Here is a 20,603-nt window from a genome sequence, read left to right as displayed (position 1 = left end):
CGGACATCTCCCCCACAAGGGGGGAGATCGGATGTCGCCTCGGCTCTCGCCAATCCCTAAGACGAAAAACTTGGACTTCTCCTCAATCACGAAGCGGTGATGCTGTAACGAACCGTGCGTCGGCGGCGAAGTGTGGACATGGAACCGCACAAGAGGACAGCGATGACCGGATCGAAACGCAGCACGGCCCTTGTCGGGCTCTCCCTAGCATTTTTTTCGGCGACTTTGTTTTCGGCAATCGGGTTTTCGGCAACCAGCGTGGCTGCCGGCCAGACGCTGACCGTCGTCGAGTTGTTCACCAGCCAGGGCTGTTCGTCCTGTCCGCCGGCCAACGCCAATCTGATCAAGGTCAAGGACCAGCCCGGCGTGCTGGCGCTGTCCTTCAACGTCACCTACTGGGACTATCTCGGCTGGAAGGACACATTCGGCAAAGAAGAATTCACGCAGCGCCAGGTCAGTTACGAGCCGTCGCTCGGCCGTTCCGGCCCGTTCACGCCGCAAGTGGTGGTCAACGGCAAGGCCGATGCGGTCGGCGCCAGGCCGGGCGAGATCGAGCAGCTGATTTCGAGTGGCGGCCACGCCGACGGACCTTCGTTGTCGCTCGCCGGCGGGAAGGTCAGCATTGGCGCCGGTCCGGTGCCCGGCGGCAGGGCCGATGTCTGGCTGGTTCACTACCGGCAAGGCGTCGTCGAGGTGCCGGTGGCGCGCGGCGAAAACACCGGGCGCACGCTGCCGCACGCCAATGTCGTGCATTCGCTGACCAGGCTGGGCAGTTGGACCGGCGACGCCACCGCGCTGCCGTTGCCGGCCGCTGCAAGCGGCCTCAGCACCGCGGTGCTGGTCCAGGTGCCGGGCGGCGGGCCGATCCTCGGTGCCGCTGCGAATTAGAACCCGTTCCGAATTTGCGCAACGCCGCAGCGGCGCCGCCGCATGCGATCAACCCTGCCATAACCCAAGGAGACCACCATGACCAATCACCTGACCCTGGCGGCACTCGCCCTCGCACTTTGCTCGACGGCGCTGTTCGCCGGAGGCGCGGCGCGGGCCGAAGATGCGATGAAGCCGGCGATGGCGATAAACGCCATGAAGCCGGCAACCGATGCCATGAAGCCGGCCGGCGCCATGGCGCCTGATGCAATGGCCACAACTGCGGTGAAGGCGGGCGATCCGATGAAGGCCGACTGCATGGACAAGGCCGCCGCCGAGACGGACGCCATGAAGAAGGCAGAGGCGACCAAGGCCTGCGATGCCATGGCTCCGGCCAAATAGGCGATGCGCACAGCAATGTGAGAGCCCGGCGGATCTATCCGTCGTATAATCCACACCAGCATCATGGGAGATCAGACATGACCGGCGCCCTGAAACGATCGTCGATTTTCGCAAAAACAGCACTTGCCGCGCTCATCCTCACGGCCGCCGCTGCCGTGTTCTGGCAGACGCCGGCAGTCTCGGCCGAAGACGCGGTGGTGATCCCGCCGCCGGCAATGGACGAGAAGGCCACCGCCGGGACCGAAAAGGCGGTCTTCGCCGGCGGCTGCTTCTGGGGCGTCCAAGGCGTGTTCCAGCACGTCAACGGCGTAACCAGCGCGGTCTCCGGCTATGCCGGCGGCGACAAGGACACGGCCGTCTATGAAATGGTCGGCACCAGCCGGACAGGCCACGCCGAATCCGTCGAGATCACCTACGAGCCATCCAAAGTCAGCTATGGCCAGCTGCTGCAGGTGTATTTCTCGGTGGCGCACAATCCGACGCAGCTGAACTACCAGGGGCCGGACAGCGGCACCCAGTACCGCTCGACGATTTTTGCCGAAAACGACACGCAGAAAAAGATCGCCGAAAGCTACATCGCCCAGCTCGACAGGGCCAAGGTGTTTGCAAAGCCGATCGTGACGACGCTGGAGACCGGCAAGACCTTCTATCCGGCCGAGGACTATCACCAGGACTTCCTGACGCTCAACCCGACCTATCCCTATATCGTCTACAATGATCTGCCCAAGGTCGAGAATCTGAAGCGGCTGTTCCCCAACCTCTACAGCGAAAAGCCGGTGCTGGTGCTGGCCGCCAACAAGAGCTGAGCTTTTGGGGCCTGCCTAAACTGGAAGCGTCGGCGGGACAGCGCCCCCCTCTGGCTGCCGGACATCTCCCCCGCAAGGGGGGAGATTGGCTATCACCTCGACCTTCACCAAATCTCCAACGTTCAGGACGAGCGGAGCGCTGAAACTGCTAATCTCCCCCCTTGCGGGGGAGATGGCCGGCAGGCCAGAGGGGGGCGCGAAGGATCGCCGACGCCTCTGCGCAAACGACCTAAACCCCCTTTTTCCAGGGCAGGCTCCAGCGCACTTTCTCCAGCGTCGCCTTTGCCTCGGCCGAGTCCGGGTCGGGCTCTGTCTCACGATAATGCGCCGAGCCCTCAGGCGGGTAGGCAAGTGTGTTGTTGAACGCGAATTTGTCGATCTGGCTGAAGTCGGGGAAAGGCAGGTTTTCCGTCTCGCGCCAATCGCTGACCCTTTTCTCCGCGGCGATGCGTTTTTCGTCGTCGATCGGAAGGTCGGTGGCTCTGTATTCCAGCGATGAGGGGAAGGCGAACTGCGCGCCGGCATCATCCATGATGTTGATCATGGACAACAGGATGTCCTCGCGGATGGCTTGGAACTCGGCCACGTCGGCGGTTTTGACGTAGGTGAACACGTCGATGTCGAGCGAATAGGCGCCGAAGCCGGCAAAGCGCACGCGGCACGGCTCGTCGACGACGCGCGGATGGGCGATCAGCAGCTTGCGCAGCTCGGCCAGGACGTAACGCAGCTGATCGGGCGTGGTCTCGTAGCGCAGCTGCAGCGTCGTCGCGAACCGGGTGCGGTCGCGATGCGCGTAGTTCTCGATCTGCATACCGGCGAAATCCGAATTCGGCACCGAGATGATCGTGCGGTCGAGCGACCGGATGCGTGTCGAGCGCATGCCGATATGCTCGATCGTGCCGGACTGGTCGCCGAACTTGCAGAAGTCGCCGACGCTGACCGGCCGATCGGCATAGAGCGTCAGGCCGGAGAGGAAGTTCTGCAGCGTCGGCTGCGCCGCCAGCGCCACCGCCAGACCGCCGATGCCGAGACCGGCAATGACGCCTTCGTAGGGGATGGCGAGCACTTCGGCCAACAGCAGGAAGGCGACGACCAGCACGGCGACGCGCGCGACGCCGGTGGACAGCGAAATCAGCGTGTCGTGGTAGCCGGGCACTTGCCACAGTCCACGATAGTGTTCGGCGACCTTGCCGATCAGGTGCCAGACCACCGGCACGGCACCGATCACGATCAGGCTCCAGGCGATTGCCTTGACCGGGGCGGCGACCACTTGCGGCAGGCCGAGCGGGCGCAGCGTCAACAGCAGGAAGAAGCCAAGCACGATCGAGCGCACCGCCCATTCGACGATGCGGAAGAAGGCCGAGCTGTCCGTCCTTCGCACAAACAAGGAAATCAGCGCATTGGCGATGAAGCCGAAGACGATGCCGGCCACTGCGGCAAGGCCGAGCATCCACCACTGCCAGTGCTCCATCGGTCCGGCGCGGGTGAGCAGGCCGGGGCTGATCTCGCGGGCGAGGCCACGGGCGATGAAGAACGGGTCGGTGCTGGCGAAGGCAGCGAACTCCGGCGCCACCGGCACGTCTTCCACGTCGGCGTAGAGCGCGCGGATGTGGGCGAGCGTCTCGGGCGTGAACTGCCAGATCTTGCCCTTCTCGGTCTCGACAGGGCCGATGACGATGTTGCCGGCGGGATGCTCGAAATAGATGAAGGGGGTGTTGCTCTTCGGGTCGTCGGGGATCTCCTGCCAGTAGACATAGCCGATGCGGTCGATGACCTTTTTGAGATAGCGCTCGAGCAGGAACGCCTCGTCGCCGCGCACCGCCTGACTGTAGTTGCGCAGGTCGAGCGCCGCCTGTGCCGGATCGCCGGCCTCGGTGAGGCCGCTCAACAGTACCTTGAACGTATCGCGTGGCGAGGCGAGCCTGCTCGGATCGTCCACCATGTCGACGGCTTCGCCACGCGCTTCCTGGAATTCGGCGAGCTTGGCCTGAAGCTGGCCAAGTGGCGGCCCGACGATAAACCACTCCCCATTCTTGCGGCGAAAGGTGAGATCGAAGGAAACCCTGGTGCCATATTGCGGGAGCGTCGCCGTCACCTCGTCGCCGGCAATCGTATCATGCGGCAGGCTCCACAGGCGGAACGTCGCGTTGTCGATGACGGTGAACAGGAGCTTGGTGTAATCGGGCATGTTGAGGCCGCCGCGGTCGGCCTCGGTGACGTCGACGAGGCCCGCTGCCAGACCGGCAAGACCCATGCCGCCGCCGGTCGCGCGCGGCACGTTGTCGGCGCCGCTCTCGTTCATCGTCTGCAGGAACGAGCGCATGGTGCTCATCGGGCTCGACTGGTCGACACGGACGTCCTCGACGGCGCTGACGCGCACGCCTGTCCACCATTCGGCGGTGGCGACATCGAAACGGCCCATGAAGCTTTCGCCGTCAGGCGACTGGACGAAGGTGAAGGCGCCCTGGCGGTCGCCTTCGAACCAGTGGCCGACAAGCTTGTCGCCTTCGGCCTTCGCCTCGATACGGCCGCTGTAAAGCGGGTAGACGCCCTTTACGTCGGCGCCGGTCTGCTCGAACTTGATCTGGGCGCCGCCGCCGCGCCATTTCGTGTCCCACACGCCGGTCCAGCTGGCCGCGTCCTGCGCATGCGCCTGCGGCATGGCCGGCAGCAGGCCTGCAAGCGCGAGTGCGCCGACCAGCGCGACCGTCCGGATCAGCATCAGCAACAGCCGATCCTGTCTCGCCGCAAAAAAGGGGGTCATTCTGTTGCCCTTCTTCTGCCGGCGATTCTGCTGGGCCGGCCAGAGAAGGTTATTCCGCTTGAAGATGAATATTCTGTTTCGGCCGGCGCCGGCGAAGCCGGTCAGTCATAGGTCAGATCCGTCGCCTTGCCGCCGAACACGCGGTAGGCAAAGAACGAATAGAAGATGATGATCGGCAGCACGACGACTGTCCCGACCAGGATGACGGCCAGGCTTTCGGGTGCCGAAGCAGCCTGCCAGATGGTCAGCCGGTCGGGCACGACGAAGGGGTAGAACGACCAGGCGAGCCCGGCAAAGCCAAGCGTGAAGATCGCGGCCAATGTCAGGAACGGGAGCAGCGCGTGGCGATCGTCGGGCTTCGGCAGATGAAAGGTCTGGCGCCACAGCCACAGGAACAGCACTGCCGACAGGATCGGCAACGGCGACAAATAGAGCATGGCCGGCCAGACGAACCATTTGTCGAAGATGCGCGCGCTGGCAAAGGGCGTGGCCAGTGATACTGCAACCATGCCGAGTGCGGTCAGCACCAGTGCCGTGCGCAGCCACAGCACCGCTTTCTTCTGCAAGTCGCCTTCCGTCTTGTAGATGACCCAGGCCGCGCCCATCGCCGCGTAGGCGGCGGCAAGGCAGAGCGCCACCAGCGCCCCGAAAGCCATGCCGCCAGGGCCGACGTCCGCATATAGCCCTGCGCCAGCGACGCGATGACCGAACCGAGGAAGAAGATGCGGTTCCAGCGGTGCTTCCTGCCGGCCGGCACCTTGGCGCGGAAATCGAAGGCGACGCCGCGCAGGATCAAGCCGACCAGCAGCACGAAAACCGGAATGTAGAGCGCGGTCAGGATGGTGCCGTGCGCCAATGGGAAGGCGACCAGCAGCAGGCCGACCGCCAGCACCAGCCAGGTCTCGTTGGCGTCCCAGAACGGGCCGATGGCGGCGATCATCGTATCCTGTTCGGTGTCTTCGGCTGCGGCGAACAGGATGCCGATGCCGAGATCGAAGCCGTCGAGGATGACGTAGATCAGGATGGCTAGGCCCATCAGGCCGGCGAAGATCAGAGGCAACAGGGTCGGCCAGTCGAAGCTCATGATGTTTCTCCCGGTTGCGCAACCGGCTGCGACAGCGGCCTGTTCATGACGCCCGGCAGCGGCGAGGTGTCACCATCCTTCGCCGCCTTCAATGCCAGATGCACCAACACGCCGAGATAGGCGATCAGCAGCAGCACGTAGAGGATGAGATAGACCGCGAGCGACAGCGCGACATGGCTGCCGGCGACCGGGCCGACAGCATCGGCGGTACGCAGCACGCCGGTGACCAGCCAGGGCTGGCGGCCGATCTCGGTGGTGTACCAGCCGGCCAGCGTCGCCAGCCAGCCGGACAGCGCCATCGGCACCATGACCAGCGCCAGCGGCTTAGGCAGGCTGTGGCGGCGCTTGAGGAAGAAGGCCGCCGACCAGGAGACGGCGAGCATCAACAGGCCGGTGCCGACCATGATGCGAAAGCCCCAGAACACCGGAAACACCGGAGGATGGTTGCCGGCATAATCGTTCAGCCCCGGTACGATGCCGCCGGCGCTGTGCCTGAGGATGAGGCTGGCGCCGTCGGGAATGGTGAGCTCGAACCTGTTCTCCTTGGCCGCTTCGTCGGGAAGCGCAAACAGCACCAGCGGCACGTTGGGACCGGTGTTCCAGTTGGCCTCCATGGCGGCGATCTTCTGCGGCTGATGTTCAAGCGTGTTGAGGCCGTGCTGGTCGCCGGCAAAGATCTGGATCGGGATCAGGATCGCGGCGGCGAAGACACCGGTGCGCAGCGCCTTCCACATCGATTCCGAGCGATCGCCGTAGAGATAGCGCAGCGCCGACAGGCCAGCGATCAGGAACGAGACGGTCAGCCCCGAAGCAAGCAGCATATGAACGAGCCGGTAGGGCATGGACGGATTGAAGACAACGGCCCACCAGTCGGTGGCGTGCGCAACACCATCGCGAATTTCGAAGCCGGCCGGCGTCTGCATCCACGAATTGAGGGCGATGATCCAGAAGGCGGACAGAGTGGTGCCGCCGGCTACCAGCACCGTCGCCAGCGTGTGGACGCGGTTTGAGACGCGGCGGAAGCCGAACAGCATGATGCCGAGGAACGCCGCCTCGAGGAAAAAGGCCGTCAGGATCTCGTAAGCCAGCAGCGGGCCGGCGATGTTGCCGACCGTCTCCATATAGCCCGGCCAGTTGGTGCCGAACTGAAAACTCATGGTGACGCCGGAAACCACGCCCATGGCGAAGGACAGCGCGAATACCTTAACCCAGGTGAAATAAGCGCGCATCCAGGCGGAGTCGCCTGTCGCGTTGTAGCGGAGCTTGAAGAACAGCAGCACCCAGCCGAGCGCGATGGTGATCGCCGGGAACAGGATGTGGAACGAGATGTTCGCGCCGAACTGTATGCGCGACAGGATGAGCGGGTCCATGGCGGCTCCAGCTGCTGCTTGTTTGTACAAGGATAGGCTTCATGCGCCGGGCGGTCAAAGCGGCGTCCCGCCGCGAGGCGGAACGCCGCAGTGCCGGTTAATCTGCTTTTGCGTGGAATTTTGCTGGACGACCAGGCGGGTGTTGCCTATTCCGGCGAACCTCGATGTCCAGAACTGTCAGGAGCGCCATTGACATCCGGATTTGCGCACCGACATTCAGCGGATTAAATCAACAACTCTGTTTCAAGCAGCCGTTTTCAGCCATGCAGCCGATCATCTCGATTTCCGGGGTCACGAAGACCTACGCCACCGGCTTCAAGGCGTTGAAGGAGATCAATCTCGATATCGTGCGCGGCGAGATATTTGCGCTGCTGGGGCCGAACGGCGCCGGCAAGACGACGCTGATCTCGATCGTCTGCGGCATCGTCAACCGCTCGTCGGGCACCGTCACGGTCGACGGCCATGACATCAACCGCGACTACCGCGCTGCGCGCGGCCTGATCGGGCTGGTGCCGCAGGAACTGACCATCGATGCCTTCGAGAGCGTGTGGGCGACGGTCAATTACAGCCGCGGCCTGTTCGGCAAGCCGGCGGACAAGGCGTTCGTCGAAAAAGTGCTGCGCGACCTGTCGCTCTGGGACAAGAAGGACGCCAAGGCGATCACGCTGTCCGGCGGCATGAAACGCCGGCTGATGATCGCCAAGGCGTTGTCGCACGAGCCGCGAATCCTGTTCCTCGACGAACCGACCGCCGGCGTCGATGTCGAGCTGCGCCAGGACATGTGGGCGATGGTGCGCCGGCTGCGCGAAGACGGCGTCACCATCATCCTGACCACGCACTACATCGAAGAAGCCGAGGCGATGGCCGATCGCGTCGGCGTCATCAACCGCGGCGAGATCGTGCTGGTCGAGGACAAGGCCGAGCTGATGCGCAAGCTTGGCCGCAAACGGCTTGTGCTGGAACTGCGCAGCCCGTTGGCCACCGTTCCCGATGCTTTTTCGCACTACGCGCTGGAGCTTTCGCCCGATGGCGGGCAGCTGACCTATACCTATGACAACCAGAGCGAACGGCCGGGCGTCGCCTCGCTGATCCGCGAGCTCGAGGCGGCCGGCATCCAGTTCCGCGACATCGATACGGAAAACAGCTCGCTCGAGGAGATCTTCGTCAATCTGGTGAGGAAACAGGCATGAACCCGCGCGTGGCCATGAACCTTCATGCGGTATGGGCGATCTATCGGGTGGAGATGGCGCGCGCCCTTCGCACTGTGCTGCAGAGCATCGTTTCGCCGGTCATTTCGACGTCGCTCTATTTCGTCGTCTTCGGCTCGGCCATCGGCTCGCGCATCACCGAGATCGACGGCATCAGCTACGGCGCCTTCATCGTGCCGGGGCTGATCATGCTGTCGCTGCTGACGCAGTCGATCTCCAACGCCTCTTTCGCCATATACTTCCCGAAATTCGTCGGCTCGATCTACGAATTGCTGTCGGCGCCGGTGTCCTATCTGGAGATCGTCATCGCCTATGTCGGGGGTGCGGCGACAAAGTCGATCGTGCTTGGCCTGATCATCCTGGCGACGGCCTCGCTGTTCGTGCCGCTGACGATCGAGCATCCGTTCTGGATGCTCGCCTTCCTGGTGCTGACGGCCGTGACCTTCAGCCTGTTCGGCTTCATCATCGGCATCTGGGCAAAAAGCTTCGAGCAGCTGCAGCTGGTGCCGCTGCTGATCATCACACCGCTGACCTTTCTCGGCGGCAGCTTCTATTCGATCAACATGCTGCCCGGCATCTGGCGCACGGTGACGCTGTTCAACCCGGTGGTCTACCTGGTTAGCGGCTTCCGCTGGAGCTTCTACGGCAAATCCGACGTTTCGGTCGGCGTCAGCCTCGGCATGACGGTGGTCTTCCTGCTTGTCTGCATAGCGATCGTCGCCTGGATCTTCAGGACCGGCTACCGGCTGCGCAACTGATCGACTGGCCCTTGCCAGGCAAAGCAGCCTGATCAATCAACGGAAACAGCGCTGAGTGCAGCCTTGCGACGATAGCCCCTTGACCTTCATGTCTTGTTATATATCATGTTATTGTTTCTAGTGAGACGGATTGGCCTGTGGAAGACGTCATACGATCGCTTGGCTTCCTGTGCCTGGGCAGCAGGATGAAGCGTATAGGCGAACAACTGCAAGCGGAGGCGCAAAGCCTGCTCGACCGGCTGGATGTTCCGGTTCAGGCGAGCCAGTACCCACTGCTGGCCGCGCTCGACAGGCTGGGCCCGCTGCCTGTCGGGGAACTGGCGCAATCCCTTGGCATCGCGCAGCCAGGTATAACGCGAAGCGTCTCGCTTCTCGCCGAGTTGGGATTGCTCGAGGTCAGTCCGTCGATTGATGACCAGCGGCGCAGGATCGTCTCCCTCACCAGGGACGGCCGGCGGCTGGTCGATGTCGCAAAGCGCGAGGTCTGGCCGCGCATCGAGAACGCCGTTGCGGATCTGTGCGCGGATCTTTCGGGGCCGCTTCTCGATCAGTTGGCCGCCGTCGAGGACGGCCTTGCCGCGGCTCCTCTCGACCGTCGAGTGAAAAAGCCGGAGGGTGCTGCGCAATGAGACACCTGCTTGACCGCCCTATCTGGCGCGCGCTTCAGACGCGACATCGGGCCTTCGCGGAGGGTGACAACCTCGCCATGCGATACCGGCCGTCGATCGTCCCTTTCGCCGCCACCGGCGCGGATGACGCGGATAGCCTGCAGGCGCTCGGAAAGCTTGTTCCCCCACGCGAGAGTGTCATCCTGCTTCAGGCGGACGCCATTGCTCTACCCGCGGGGCTTTCCGCGACTTCGACCGCGGCCGGGGTTCAGATGATTGCCGAGCAGCCGTTGCAAACCGTGTCTGACAAACGCGTGCAACGTCTGACGCGAGACGACGCCGCTGAGATGCTCGCCCTGGCGTTGGTCACCAAGCCTGGCCCATTCACGCTCGAAGCCTTGAGCCTGGGCGATTTTTGGGGTGTGAAAATCGAGGGCAGACTTGCGGCGATGGCCGGCGAGCGCATGAAGCAACCTGGCTATACCGAACTCAGCGGGGTGTGCTCACATCCGGAATTTCGCGGCGGTGGCCTGGGCAAGCTGTTGTCCCTGTTCGTGGCAAACCGGATAGTGGCGCGCGACGAAATTCCCTATCTCCACGCCTATGCCAGCAACGCCACGGCCATTAGACTTTACGAGTCCATTGGCTTCAGGTTGCGAAGCACAATGAATGTGGCCGTGGTTCAGCGCACCGAATGATTAGTCGGCGCATAATGCGTAGCATGGATGCATCCCGCATCGGGAAAGGAAGGATTTCGTATCGCCGAAATCCTTCCTTGAGACTGCAAGACCTTGCTGCGTGTCAGACCGCGATCTTGCCACCACCTTGCCTGGTGATCGCAACGACCGCCGGCCGCACCGGCATGTCCGGCTTGAAGTCGGGCCAGCGGGTCGACAAATCCTCATAGTAGGACGGACGGCCGAAAGCCTCCCAGTCCTCGCCACCGTCGCCTGGATGCTGGACGGCAACGAAAGCGGTCTGGTCGTCCGGCGCAAACAGGGGACCACACATTTCGGCGCCGATCGGCACGCGGAAGAACAGTTTTGAGGTCGCCCGCGCCGGCCCTTCCGTATCGACCGCCCACAGACCGTCGGTGCGGCCAGTGGCCTTCGGGCCCTGACCGTCGGTGGCGACCCAGAGGCGGCCGGCCGAATCAACCGCGCAATTGTCCGGCATGCCGAACCAGCCATTGGCCGTGGTTGCAGTCGAGAAGGTGGCGCCGACTGCCGCAACCGAGGGATCACCGCATTTCAAGAGCACCTCCCACTTGCCCTTGGTGGCGGCAAAATCGCCGCCGTCCTCGACGATCTCGATGATGTGGCCAAAGGCATTTTCGGCACGCGGGTTGGCGGCGTCGACCTGATCGGCCTTGCGCTTCGAATTGTTGGTCAGCATGACATAGACCTTGCCGTTGGCGGCATTGGGCTGGATGTCTTCAGGGCGGTCCATCTTGGTGGCGCCGAGCAGGTCGGCGGCGCGGCGCGTCTCGATCAGCACGTCGGCCTGGCTGGCAAAGCCGTTCTCCGCCGTCAGCGGTCCTTGGCCGAAGACGATCGGCAGCCATTCGACCGAACCGTCCTCGGCGAACTTGGCGACATGCAAGGTGCCGTCGTCGAGCAAATCCATATTGGCGGCGCGGTCGTCCGGATTGAACTTGCCTGTGGTGACGAACTTATAGACATAGTCGAAGCGCTCGTCGTCGCCGAGGTAGAAGACGACACGGCCATCCTTGGCGACGATCGATTCGGCGCCCTCATGCTTGAAGCGGCCCATTGCGGTGCGCTTCTTCGGCACCGAAGTCGGATCCTGGACGTCGACCTCGACGATCCAGCCAAAGCGGTTCGGCTCGTTCGGCTCTTTGCCGATGTCGAAACGGTCGTAATGCGCTGCCCATTCATAAGCACCTTCGGGAATGCCGAGCCGCTTGTAATTGGCCGCTTCCTTGTGGCCTTGCGGCAGCTCGCCCGAGAAATAGCCGTGGATGTTCTCCTCGGCCATGACATAGGTGCCCCACGGCGTGACGCCGCCGGCACAATTGTTGACGGTGCCGACGACTTTCGTGCCGGTCGGGTCGGCGCTGGTCTTGACGCGGTCGTGGCCGGCGACGGGGCCGGACAGCGCGATCTCGGTGTTGGAGGTGATGCGGCGGTTGAGCTTGCCGTCGCGAACGACCTGCCATTTGCCGGCTTCCTTGCGGATCTCGACAATGGTGCCGCCATGCGCGGCCATCTCGACGTCGACTTGTTCCTTGCTGAGAGGCGCCTGCTTGGCTTTGCCATCGACGATGGTGACGAGGCCCGGAAACATCAGGTGCGGATTGGTGTATTCGTGGTTGACCACCAGCAGGCCGTGCTCGGCCGAGCCGTCGATCGGGATATAACCGACATAGTCATTGTTGTAGCCGAATTGTCTGGCCTGGGCTTCCGCCGACTGTTTTGTCGGATCGAATTCCGGCGAATCGGCGAACAGCGGATCGCCCCAGCGCAGCAGCACGTCGGCGTCATAACCGGGTGCAACGTGATGCTTGTCGTCGATGCCGGCCTCGAGCTCGTCGAAAGCGAAGGCGGAGCCTTCGGCGGCGCGGGCGTTGTCGGCGGTGATCAGCGCCAGCGGGCTGACGGTAGCGGCTATGGCCGAGACGGCAAGCGAGCCCTTGAGGAAGCCGCGGCGCGAGAACCGCGCGGCGATGATCTCACCCATGGTGCGGTTGTCGCTGGGATTGGCTCCTGGCCCATCGTTTTCCTCGAGCAGGCTGGTGCGGAAATGGGCGTCAGGGGTGCGATGTTCGGTCATAGGGCCTGCCTCTGGCTGGATGGATTGCTGGAGCGTTTTGCCTGGCCAATCCGGTATCGCCGGCAGGTCACAGTTTGATGACATGCCGGCTAATTGCCAGCTGCGATTTCGTATCCAACATCGGCCCGCTTGACCGCGACCGGCGCTTCGGAAACAAGAGCTGCGGCAGGCGCGTAAGGACCGCATCGGGAGGAGCAAAAAGTGAGTTTCTGGGGACTTGGGCAGCTCTGCATTTCGACAGTGATCTTCCTGCTGGCGGCGACGGCGGCGAAGCAATGGGGACTGGCGCCGAGCCTCGGCAAGATCGTGCTGACGTTAGCGCTCTATTCGCTCGGCAATCTGATCATGCTGAGGCTGATCCGAGAATTCGGCATGTCGGTGTCGTTCAGCCTGTCAGCGGTGATCCAGCTGGTGTCGGTGAATGTGGTGGCGCTGGTCTTCTTCGGCGAGCGCGTCAATGCCTTGCAGGCGACCGGCATTGTGCTTGCCATCGCAGCTGTGGCGCTGATCACGCTCGGACCCTATCTGCAAAGGCTGTAACTGCGATCGGGCCGATGAAGAAGACCGCAAGCAGACTGCGCAACTGGCTGGAGTTCCCGGTTCTGCTGGCCGGGCTGATCATTGCCGGCGGGCTGTGGGGGTTCGAGGAGCTAATGGAGATGGCGCGGGCCACCACGCCGCATGCCTTCGATACCGAAATCCTGCTTGCCTTCCGCAAGGCCGGCCAACCCGACAATCCGATCGGACCGGCGTGGCTGGAAGGAGCGATGCGCGACATCACCAGCCTCGGCAGCGCCAGCGTGTTGGTGCTGATCACGGCAGCAATGATCGTCTATCTGCTCCTCATCCGCAGGCCAGGCGCGGCGCTTCTCATGTTCATCGCGGTAGCGGGCGGCCAGGTCCTGTCAAGCGTGCTCAAGTTCGATATAGATCGGCCGCGCCCCGATCTGGTCTCGCATCTCGCCGACGTGGCATCACTTTCGTTTCCGAGCGGCCACGCCATGCTGTCGGCGGTGACATATTTGACGCTGGGCAGCATGGCGGCGCGGTTTTTGCCCGGGCGGACAACGAAGATCTATGTGCTCGGGCTGGCGGTGCTGACGACGGTGGTGGTCGGCATCAGCCGCATCTATCTCGGCGTCCACTGGCCCTCCGACGTATTGGCCGGCTGGTGCGCCGGCTTTGCCTGGGCGATGCTGTGCTGGCTTGCGGCCCGGTTCCTGCAGCGATGGCTCGGGCGGGCCGGCGGCACCTGACTCATGTCAGTCGATTTGCGGTCAAATCAGCCTGTTGATCAGGCCATGGCCGCAGCCTGCCAGCAGGAAAACCATCGACAGCAAGGCTGTCGAGGTCGCCAACGCATTGAATATCTTCACCTGCTCATCCTTTTTGAGTCGTTGCCTGTGAAATCGGGATCGCAATGGATGTCCCGCCAAACGATGCCGAAATTGTAGCATGCTAGCGCATCGGCTGGCAAAGAGTGCTGCATGTTTCACATATGCAAGATGATGCTTGAACCATCATAATGAAGGTATTACACGTGATATCGCAGACTCAGACGGGGGTTTTGGCCGATGATCACTGCCGCGCAGATGCGTGCCGCGAGGGCGCTGGCCGGCATCGATCAGAAGACGCTCGCCGAGCGCGCCGGGGTTTCGCTTCCAACCATTCAGCGCATGGAAGCGAGCGACGGCGTGGTCCGGGGCGTGGTCGATACGCTGATGAAGGTCATCCAGGCCCTTGAAGAGGCCGGGGTCGAGCTGATCGGCGACAACCAGGCGAGCGAGCGTGGCGGCAGGGGCGTTCGCCTCAAGCCTGTCACGCCGCAGAACCCGCAAGGCTGACGGTACTGCCGCATCGCCGAAAATCGAAATCGATTTTCGGATAGTCCAATGCGCGGTTCAAAAGTGTTGGAGCGTACCTGTGCGTCGATTTGGACGCACGCCGCTCCAAGTCGCGACGGCGACCGCCGACAGTCCTGCCGACGATCCCGCCGCCTCCTTGGTTTCATGGGGAAGGCACTCGATGGATCAGACCCGGCGGGCAGTGCATCAACCGGCACGGCCGACATTTTCCGAACTGTTCACGCCGAAGCTGGTGACGGTGCTGCGCGAGGGCTATACGCTCGCGCACTTCAAGGCGGATGCCATCGCCGGGCTGACTGTCGCCATCGTGGCGCTGCCGCTGTCGATGGCAATTGCCATTGCTTCAGGCGTGACGCCGGAGCGCGGGCTCTACACCTCGATCATTGGCGGCTTCCTGGTCTCGGCGCTTGGCGGCAGCCGTTTCCAGATCGGCGGCCCGGCCGGCGCCTTCATTGTGCTGGTGGCTGCGACGGTGGCGCGAGTTGGCGTCGACGGCTTGCTGCTGGCGACGATGATGGCCGGCCTGTTCCTGCTTGCCATCGGCTATCTCAGGCTTGGCACCTACATCAAGTTCATCCCCTATCCGGTGACCGTCGGCTTCACCGCCGGCATCGCCGTCATCATCATCTCCGGCCAGATCGTCGAACTCTTCGGGCTGAAGCTCGCCGGCAAGGAACCGGGGCCGCTGGTGCCCAAGCTGATGGCCATCGGCGAGGCGGCCGGAACGATCAACCTCGCCGCAACCGCGGTGGCGGCACTGACCATCATCACCATTGCGCTGTTGAAGCGGTTTCGGCCGAAGTGGCCGGCCATGCTGATTGCCATCGGGCTGGCATCACTCGTCGTGGCATTGCTCGCCATGCCGGCCGAAACGATCGGCACGCGCTTCGGCGGCATCCCGCGCAGCCTGCAATGGCCGGCCTTCCCGCCGCTCAGCCTCGACAGGATAATCGACGTGCTGCCGGACGCCATCGCCTTTGCGCTGCTCGGGGCGATCGAATCGCTGCTGTCGGCCGTCGTCGCTGACGGCATGACCGGAAGGCGGCATCGCTCCAATTGCGAGTTGGTGGCGCAGGGCTTCGCCAATATCGCCTCCGCCTTGTTCGGCGGTATCTGCACCACCGGCACCATTGCCCGCACCGCGACCAATGTACGGGCCGGCGCGCATGGACCGGTCTCAGGCATGATGCACTCGGCCATCCTGCTTGCCCTGATGCTGGTGGCGGCACCGCTGGCCAGCTATATCCCGCTTGCAGCACTTGCCGGCGTGCTGGCGGTGGTGTGCTGGAACATGTTCGAGAAACAGGCCTTCGCCACCTTGCTGCGCGCCTCGCGCGGCGATGCGCTGGTACTGATGGCGACGTTCCTGATCGTCATCTTCCGCGACCTGACTGAAGGCATCGTCGTCGGTTTTGCGCTGGGCTCAATCCTGTTCATCGACCGCATGGCCAAGAGCATCGCGGTGGAGGCGGACCATCAATCCTTGGTGCAGGAAGACGTTGCCGACCGCGCCAGCGCTTATGATTCCAGCGAGGCGAGCGATGCCGATACTGTCGTCTACCGGATATCGGGCGCCTTCTTCTTCGGCGCCGCCTCGACCGTCGGCACGGTGCTGGACCGCATCGCCGACCAGCGCAGGAACTTCATCCTCGATTGTTCGGCGGTGCCGTTCTTCGATTCGACGGCGGCCAATGTCATCGAGGGCGCGGCCCACAAGGCGAGCCGCGCCGGCGTTCGCTTCATTATATTAGGCGCTTCACCGCAGATACGCCGCATGCTGATCAACCACGGCGTCAAGCGGCCGCTGGTGACTTATGCCGCCTCGATCACGGATGCGCGGGCGCAGCTGAAGAAAGCCGCGCCCGCCGCCTGAGCCGATGGCTGGCTTAGTCGAGGCCTAATGCCGCGATCTCGCCGTCGTTCATCAGCGGCACGAAGATTGTCGACTTGCCGTCGGTGCCGATGTCGGCGCTGCCCGGCTTGAACGTCGCAACCGCTTGCGGCGTGCCGCCGGCTTTGTAGCTGTAGAGCGTGCCGGTCATATACGCGGTGGCGTAAACGCTGCCGCCGATGGCGACGACGCCATCGAGGTTAGCGAACTTTTCTGCGCCGGGCAGTGACGCAATTGCCTTGGTGGCGAGATCGACCGAGAGCAGGCCGCCCGGCTCCGCGGTGCTGAAATCGGGCTTGATGCCCTTGCCCCAGGAAGCGACGATCAGCCGGCCGCCATCGGCGAAGATGCCATTCGGCGAAGCAAGCGCCGCATCCCTGACGAACAGTTCGGGCCGGTCGCCGTCGATGCGATAGATCGTATCGGCAAGCATATCTGTGACGTAGATCTTGCCGGACGCGTCGGCGGTCACGTCGTTGAGGAAGACCGCGTTCGGCACGTCGATCGTCGATGTTAGCTTGCCGCTTGCGAGATCGACGACGCGCACATGGGTGAGGTCGGCGACGTAGAGTTTGCCGTCGGCAATCGCCATGCCCTTGGGCGCGTCCATGCCGTCGGTCCAATGTTGCGTAACCATCTTCCCGTCCACAGACAGGACCGACAGGTATCCATTGCCGTCGGCGTCGCCGGGATTGCCAACGATATTGGAGATGATGATGCGTTTGCCGGCGGCATCGAACAGCGCCGATTCCGGTTGCTCAAGCCCGGTAGCGCGCCAGAGTTCGGCCGCCTGAACTGCCGGCGCGGCGGCGATGCCGACCAGGGCGAGAAGTATCGAGGTGAAGAGGCTCTTCATGGCTAGTCTCCTGTAATGGAATGGGGGAGAGCTAGGCCTTTCGATACTTTTCGGGAAGATGTATCGGGACTAGTACCGAAGGCTGATACCAAATCGCGTAAAAGAGGTGCATCCCATGAACGGCCCGATCTTCGAAGCGCTGAAGCGGACGCTTAAAGCCAAGGGCGTGACCTACCGTGTCCTTGCCGAGCGGATGGGCGTTTCCGAGCCGACGGTGAAGCGCATCTTCCATGAGCGCAACTGCAAGCTCGACCGGCTGACGGAGATCTGCGCTGCCGCCGGCGTGGAGTTGGAGAACGTGCTCGGCTCGATGAACAGGGGACCGGGACCTGCCAACCGGATCGCGCCGGAGATCGAGCGCAGGCTCGCCGGGCGGCCGGCACTGCTGTTCGTATTCGTCATGCTTTCCGAGAAATTCACGCCAGAAGGCATCATGCGCTCACAAGGGTTGAGCGAGGCTTCGATGTTCCTCTATCTGCGCGACCTCGAGGAACTCGGCCTGGTCGCGCTTGGTGGCGGCCTGTCGGCAAGGCTGCTGGTCGAGGCGCCGATCCAGTGGAATTTCGACGGGCCATTGCGGCCGCTGTTCGAGATGACCAACAAGAATTTCATCGGCTGGGCCATCACCCATCTTGAGCGCGAGGCGACATTCGTCAGCTTCTCCAGGCGGATGCGGCCGGAAACGGCGGAAATGGTCAGGCGCGAGGCGGAGGAATTGGCGGAGCGCGCCAAATTGCTTGCTCATCACGACCAGCACACGACGCCCGAAGACGGGCTGGTCGGCTACAAATGGACGTTTGCGTTCGGCGCAACGCCGTTCCCGGTGATCATGCCGATCGGGCCACATCCGCGCGACGCAGGCGCGCGGACGGACAATCGAGTTGCGGCCGCCGCAAACGGACGACGTCTGCCGGCCTAGGTCAAGATGCAGAACGACCGAGTCCGGGCTGTTGGCGGCAGCCAGTCTGACTGAGCTTCTTACCCCAGAGTATCGGCCGCAAAACCGGTTCTCGGAGGGCCCCATGCTCAAACCACAAGATCGAGCGGCTATCCGGCGGTCTTCGTCTCCGGAGCGGCCGCGACCGCCTTGTCATCCCAGACCATCTGCCGGTAGTCGAAGCCGTATTCCAGCGTCGGCTTGACGATGCGGAAATAGGGCGACAGGTCGAAGTCGCGCGGCGTGTAGAGCGAGTGATGGCGGATGTGGAGGATTTCCTTGCGCGAATAGCTCGACTGGGCCGAGGCACGGCCAGGCGCGCGGGTAATCTCCGGCAGGATCGGGTAGCGGATCCGGCCATAGGCCTCGGCAATCAGCGAAGAGCAGATGGCGCGCGTCGGGTCGCCGGAACCGAAAGCCAGCATGCGGCGGCGCCAGCGCACCGGCACCGGCGGCGTCGGCAAGAAGTAGCGCAGCATGTCGAATATGTTCTTGAGATCGTATCTGAGACCCAGCCTGCCGATCATGAAGGCGACGACCGCTTCGCGATCGTCGGGAGCCAGGCCGCTCGCCCGGCAGATGCGGGTGTTGTAGCTGCGGTAGCGCGACAGCGGCACGGCGATGCAGCCATCGCCGAGCGTGACCTCGATCAGGCGCCGCCGTTCCGACCCGTCCTCGGGCTCCGGCAATGCATCGCCGACATAAAAGGCGGCATGCGACCAGGTCGACTGGGTGAGGTATTTGATCGCCGCCGAGATCTTCTGGTTGCCTTCGATGAGCAGGATGTCGCCGGGCTCGAGCGTGCGGCGTAGCGTTTCGGCGTCCGACGGCGTGTAAGGCTCGTAGCCGGACGATTCCTCCTGCAGCCGGCCGGCAAGCCAGCGGCCAAGTCGGTCCAGAAGCGTGTCGCCGGGCTCGGTCATGCCAGACGGCGATTACCACAGGGCGACAAATTAGACCATGATCAGCCCACGCCAGGCGCGCCGGCGTCTTCGTGCGGTACCGCTATGAGATCCTCGCGCACCTTACGGGCGAGCTTCCTCGTCGAGCGCTTCGGACTGTCGCCGAAAAGCTCGGCCGCCTCGGCGAGGCAGGTTTTTTTCAGGCCCTTTTCCGAGCGCTTCAGCAGCTTGCCAAGCAACCGCGTCTCCTCAGCGGGGCCAAGCGGCTGGTCCTCGGCATCGAGAAGCGCGCGCATGACGAGCACATCGTGCAGTTCGCCGAGCCGCTCGCCCAGTTCGTCGACGGCCTTGCGCCGCGTCTTGATCGGCGTCGGCCACAGCCTGCCGAGCAGCGACAGATGCATGCCATGCGTCTTGGCCGCCTTGCGCAGATCGTGAAAATCATCGGCCGCGCCGCGCGAAGCGGCCTTGTCCAGCGCTTTCCTGGCGCGGCGCAAAGTGATGCGCGCGCCTTCGGCGAGCACGTCGGCAGCCTGCTCCGGCTGGTCGGGCAAAGCGAGCTTGTCGATGCGGACGACACCTTCCTCGCAAGCGGCAACCGCCGCGCCTATCGCAGCGTCGAGGCCCGCTCCGACATGCAGCTCATGCTGGCGCGCGACGAGCCTGTCGCGGACGGCACCGAGACCGCCGCCGGCACTTTGCTCGGGAAAGCTTGCCGCCAGCCGGTCGATTGTTTCGACGAGCGCGGTCGCCTCGCGCGGACCAGCAAGCAGAGCCGCCACCTGGCGGTAGCACTGATTCTCGGTCACGCAGAATGTTTCGTCTCCGGAACGGACCAGGCGCAGCAAGGCCCGGACGTTCTTCAGCCGTTTGCGGCATTTGTGCAGCCCCTGTTCGGGCCTGTCACGCGCCGCGTTCAGATGGTCGAGCGCCTTGCCGATCTCCTCGGCGAGGATGCGCCGGACCTCGCCGGTCAGCGACATGCGCGGATCGATACGAAAGCTCATGCGACGATCTCCGGAATCCCCCCAAGGGCGAGCGACGCGTTGTAAAATCTCGGCTCGCCGGTGACTTCGCGGCCGAGCCAATCTGGCAGCATTTCGTCCGGTACATCCTCCTGCGTCTCGAGCTCGGCGATCACCAACCCCGCAAGCGTCCCGCCGAAGACATCGACTTCGTAGAGATAGCCGCGGTGTCTAACATGGTGGCGTGTCTTCTCGATGACACGTCCGATGGCAAAGGCCTGCATCTCTTGCGCCTCCGCCAAAGGCACCGGATATTCGAATTCATCGCGCTCGCGGGCCTGGCTGCCGAACTTGAGCGTCAGCTTGGCAGCGGCATCATTGCTGATGCGCACACGCACCGTGCGGGTAGGCTCGGCGACAAGATAGAATTGACGGATATGAATGTCCGCCTTGACCATTCCCCGCCATTCCTCACCTGAGACCAGGAATTTACGCTCGATTTCCTTGCCCATGGCGAGGCACTAAAG

19 protein-coding genes and 1 pseudogene are annotated in these 20,603 nt (G+C 63.4%); 12 read left to right on the top strand and 8 right to left on the bottom strand.

Annotation, left to right across the window (positions count from 1 at the left end):
• Window positions 1–162 precede the first annotated feature (162 nt).
• The 3 genes from NKG95_RS19680 to msrA all read left to right on the top strand — a co-directional run bounded on the left by NKG95_RS19680 (window position 163) and on the right by msrA (window position 2,075).
• The gene (locus NKG95_RS19680) at window positions 163–888 is read left to right on the top strand and encodes a DUF1223 domain-containing protein (protein ID WP_353042043.1); all 726 of its coding nucleotides are present in this window, start codon (window positions 163–165) and stop codon (window positions 886–888) included.
• A gap of 78 nt (window positions 889–966) precedes the next feature.
• Entirely contained in the window at window positions 967–1,269 is a 303-nt protein-coding gene (locus NKG95_RS19675; RefSeq protein ID WP_353042041.1) for a hypothetical protein, read from the top strand.
• A gap of 77 nt (window positions 1,270–1,346) precedes the next feature.
• Window positions 1,347–2,075, top strand: coding sequence for a peptide-methionine (S)-S-oxide reductase MsrA (gene msrA / locus NKG95_RS19670; RefSeq protein WP_353042039.1), 729 nt, complete (start codon window positions 1,347–1,349; stop codon window positions 2,073–2,075).
• Between the two features lie 229 nt (window positions 2,076–2,304).
• Here msrA and NKG95_RS19665 read toward each other — a convergent pair whose 3' ends face one another.
• The 3 genes and pseudogenes from NKG95_RS19665 to NKG95_RS19655 form a co-directional block, all read right to left on the bottom strand.
• Complete coding sequence (locus NKG95_RS19665) at window positions 2,305–4,839, bottom strand: mechanosensitive ion channel family protein (protein WP_353042037.1); 2,535 nt, start codon at window positions 4,837–4,839, stop codon at window positions 2,305–2,307.
• A 101-nt stretch (window positions 4,840–4,940) separates the two neighbouring features.
• A pseudogene (locus NKG95_RS19660) lies at window positions 4,941–5,923 on the bottom strand (cytochrome d ubiquinol oxidase subunit II).
• Window positions 5,920–7,293, bottom strand: coding sequence for a cytochrome ubiquinol oxidase subunit I (locus NKG95_RS19655; protein WP_353024196.1), 1,374 nt, complete (start codon window positions 7,291–7,293; stop codon window positions 5,920–5,922). Before NKG95_RS19655 ends, NKG95_RS19660 begins: the two are co-directional and overlap by 4 nt.
• Before the next feature lie 263 nt (window positions 7,294–7,556).
• Between NKG95_RS19655 and NKG95_RS19650 the strand changes: the two genes are divergently transcribed.
• From NKG95_RS19650 to NKG95_RS19635, 4 genes are all read left to right on the top strand, one after another.
• Complete coding sequence (locus NKG95_RS19650; protein ID WP_023718883.1) at window positions 7,557–8,483, top strand: ABC transporter ATP-binding protein; 927 nt, start codon at window positions 7,557–7,559, stop codon at window positions 8,481–8,483.
• Between the two features lie 14 nt (window positions 8,484–8,497).
• Window positions 8,498–9,259: an ABC transporter permease gene (locus tag NKG95_RS19645; protein ID WP_292656992.1), complete on the top strand. Its 762-nt coding sequence runs from the start codon at window positions 8,498–8,500 to the stop codon at window positions 9,257–9,259.
• A gap of 137 nt (window positions 9,260–9,396) precedes the next feature.
• On the top strand, window positions 9,397–9,888 hold the full coding sequence (locus NKG95_RS19640; protein ID WP_353042035.1) for a MarR family winged helix-turn-helix transcriptional regulator: 492 nt from the start codon (window positions 9,397–9,399) through the stop codon (window positions 9,886–9,888).
• Window positions 9,885–10,565, top strand: coding sequence for a GNAT family N-acetyltransferase (locus tag NKG95_RS19635; RefSeq protein ID WP_353042033.1), 681 nt, complete (start codon window positions 9,885–9,887; stop codon window positions 10,563–10,565). The genes NKG95_RS19640 and NKG95_RS19635 overlap by 4 nt, the downstream gene beginning before the upstream one ends.
• A gap of 103 nt (window positions 10,566–10,668) precedes the next feature.
• Here the strand turns inward: NKG95_RS19635 and NKG95_RS19630 are convergent, their stop codons facing one another.
• On the bottom strand, window positions 10,669–12,660 hold the full coding sequence (locus NKG95_RS19630; RefSeq protein WP_353042031.1) for a PhoX family protein: 1,992 nt from the start codon (window positions 12,658–12,660) through the stop codon (window positions 10,669–10,671).
• A gap of 201 nt (window positions 12,661–12,861) precedes the next feature.
• Between NKG95_RS19630 and NKG95_RS19625 the strand changes: the two genes are divergently transcribed.
• From NKG95_RS19625 to NKG95_RS19610, 4 genes are all read left to right on the top strand, one after another.
• Window positions 12,862–13,200: a hypothetical protein gene (locus NKG95_RS19625; protein WP_352918696.1), complete on the top strand. Its 339-nt coding sequence runs from the start codon at window positions 12,862–12,864 to the stop codon at window positions 13,198–13,200.
• 14 nt (window positions 13,201–13,214) lie between these two features.
• Window positions 13,215–13,916, top strand: coding sequence for a phosphatase PAP2 family protein (locus NKG95_RS19620; RefSeq protein ID WP_023718877.1), 702 nt, complete (start codon window positions 13,215–13,217; stop codon window positions 13,914–13,916).
• Between the two features lie 318 nt (window positions 13,917–14,234).
• Window positions 14,235–14,504, top strand: a complete 270-nt coding sequence (locus tag NKG95_RS19615) for a helix-turn-helix domain-containing protein (protein ID WP_023718875.1) — start codon at window positions 14,235–14,237, stop codon at window positions 14,502–14,504.
• 181 nt (window positions 14,505–14,685) lie between these two features.
• Entirely contained in the window at window positions 14,686–16,398 is a 1,713-nt protein-coding gene (locus tag NKG95_RS19610) for a SulP family inorganic anion transporter (protein ID WP_353042029.1), read from the top strand.
• 13 nt (window positions 16,399–16,411) lie between these two features.
• Here NKG95_RS19610 and NKG95_RS19605 read toward each other — a convergent pair whose 3' ends face one another.
• Window positions 16,412–17,272 carry an SMP-30/gluconolactonase/LRE family protein gene (locus tag NKG95_RS19605; RefSeq protein ID WP_353042027.1) on the bottom strand — a complete coding sequence of 287 codons (861 nt, stop codon included), beginning with the start codon at window positions 17,270–17,272 and terminating at the stop codon, window positions 16,412–16,414.
• 115 nt (window positions 17,273–17,387) lie between these two features.
• Between NKG95_RS19605 and NKG95_RS19600 the strand changes: the two genes are divergently transcribed.
• The gene (locus NKG95_RS19600; protein WP_353042025.1) at window positions 17,388–18,191 is read left to right on the top strand and encodes a helix-turn-helix domain-containing protein; all 804 of its coding nucleotides are present in this window, start codon (window positions 17,388–17,390) and stop codon (window positions 18,189–18,191) included.
• A gap of 128 nt (window positions 18,192–18,319) precedes the next feature.
• On the opposite strand, the gene NKG95_RS19595 is transcribed toward NKG95_RS19600, so the two are convergent.
• From NKG95_RS19595 to NKG95_RS19585, 3 genes are read right to left on the bottom strand one after another with little or no spacing between them, the layout of a single operon-like run.
• Window positions 18,320–19,132 (bottom strand): C40 family peptidase, encoded by an 813-nt coding sequence (locus tag NKG95_RS19595; RefSeq protein WP_352789088.1) that lies wholly within the window; start codon window positions 19,130–19,132, stop codon window positions 18,320–18,322.
• Between the two features lie 41 nt (window positions 19,133–19,173).
• Window positions 19,174–20,118, bottom strand: a complete 945-nt coding sequence (locus NKG95_RS19590) for a CHAD domain-containing protein (RefSeq protein WP_353042023.1) — start codon at window positions 20,116–20,118, stop codon at window positions 19,174–19,176.
• The gene (locus NKG95_RS19585; protein ID WP_023718867.1) at window positions 20,115–20,588 is read right to left on the bottom strand and encodes a CYTH domain-containing protein; all 474 of its coding nucleotides are present in this window, start codon (window positions 20,586–20,588) and stop codon (window positions 20,115–20,117) included. Before NKG95_RS19585 ends, NKG95_RS19590 begins: the two co-directional genes overlap by 4 nt.
• Between the last annotated feature and the right edge of the window lie 15 nt (window positions 20,589–20,603).

This window comes from Mesorhizobium sp. M1423 (genome assembly GCF_040317575.1).
GTDB lineage: Bacteria > Pseudomonadota > Alphaproteobacteria > Rhizobiales > Rhizobiaceae > Mesorhizobium.
Note: the sequence above shows the minus strand (reverse complement) of the source record. Positions and strands in the feature narration are given on the sequence as shown.

Coding starts and splice junctions, on each gene's coding strand:
- NKG95_RS19680 (WP_353042043.1), top strand. CDS start 163: ATGACCGGATCGAAACGCAGCACGGCCCTTGTCGGGCTCTCCCTAGCA.
- NKG95_RS19675 (WP_353042041.1), top strand. CDS start 967: ATGACCAATCACCTGACCCTGGCGGCACTCGCCCTCGCACTTTGCTCG.
- msrA (WP_353042039.1), top strand. CDS start 1,347: ATGACCGGCGCCCTGAAACGATCGTCGATTTTCGCAAAAACAGCACTT.
- NKG95_RS19665 (WP_353042037.1), bottom strand. CDS start 4,839: ATGACCCCCTTTTTTGCGGCGAGACAGGATCGGCTGTTGCTGATGCTG.
- NKG95_RS19655 (WP_353024196.1), bottom strand. CDS start 7,293: ATGGACCCGCTCATCCTGTCGCGCATACAGTTCGGCGCGAACATCTCG.
- NKG95_RS19650 (WP_023718883.1), top strand. CDS start 7,557: ATGCAGCCGATCATCTCGATTTCCGGGGTCACGAAGACCTACGCCACC.
- NKG95_RS19645 (WP_292656992.1), top strand. CDS start 8,498: ATGAACCTTCATGCGGTATGGGCGATCTATCGGGTGGAGATGGCGCGC.
- NKG95_RS19635 (WP_353042033.1), top strand. CDS start 9,885: ATGAGACACCTGCTTGACCGCCCTATCTGGCGCGCGCTTCAGACGCGA.
- NKG95_RS19630 (WP_353042031.1), bottom strand. CDS start 12,660: ATGACCGAACATCGCACCCCTGACGCCCATTTCCGCACCAGCCTGCTC.
- NKG95_RS19620 (WP_023718877.1), top strand. CDS start 13,215: ATGAAGAAGACCGCAAGCAGACTGCGCAACTGGCTGGAGTTCCCGGTT.
- NKG95_RS19615 (WP_023718875.1), top strand. CDS start 14,235: ATGATCACTGCCGCGCAGATGCGTGCCGCGAGGGCGCTGGCCGGCATC.
- NKG95_RS19610 (WP_353042029.1), top strand. CDS start 14,686: ATGGATCAGACCCGGCGGGCAGTGCATCAACCGGCACGGCCGACATTT.
- NKG95_RS19605 (WP_353042027.1), bottom strand. CDS start 17,272: ATGAAGAGCCTCTTCACCTCGATACTTCTCGCCCTGGTCGGCATCGCC.
- NKG95_RS19600 (WP_353042025.1), top strand. CDS start 17,388: ATGAACGGCCCGATCTTCGAAGCGCTGAAGCGGACGCTTAAAGCCAAG.
- NKG95_RS19595 (WP_352789088.1), bottom strand. CDS start 19,132: ATGACCGAGCCCGGCGACACGCTTCTGGACCGACTTGGCCGCTGGCTT.
- NKG95_RS19590 (WP_353042023.1), bottom strand. CDS start 20,118: ATGAGCTTTCGTATCGATCCGCGCATGTCGCTGACCGGCGAGGTCCGG.
- NKG95_RS19585 (WP_023718867.1), bottom strand. CDS start 20,588: ATGGGCAAGGAAATCGAGCGTAAATTCCTGGTCTCAGGTGAGGAATGG.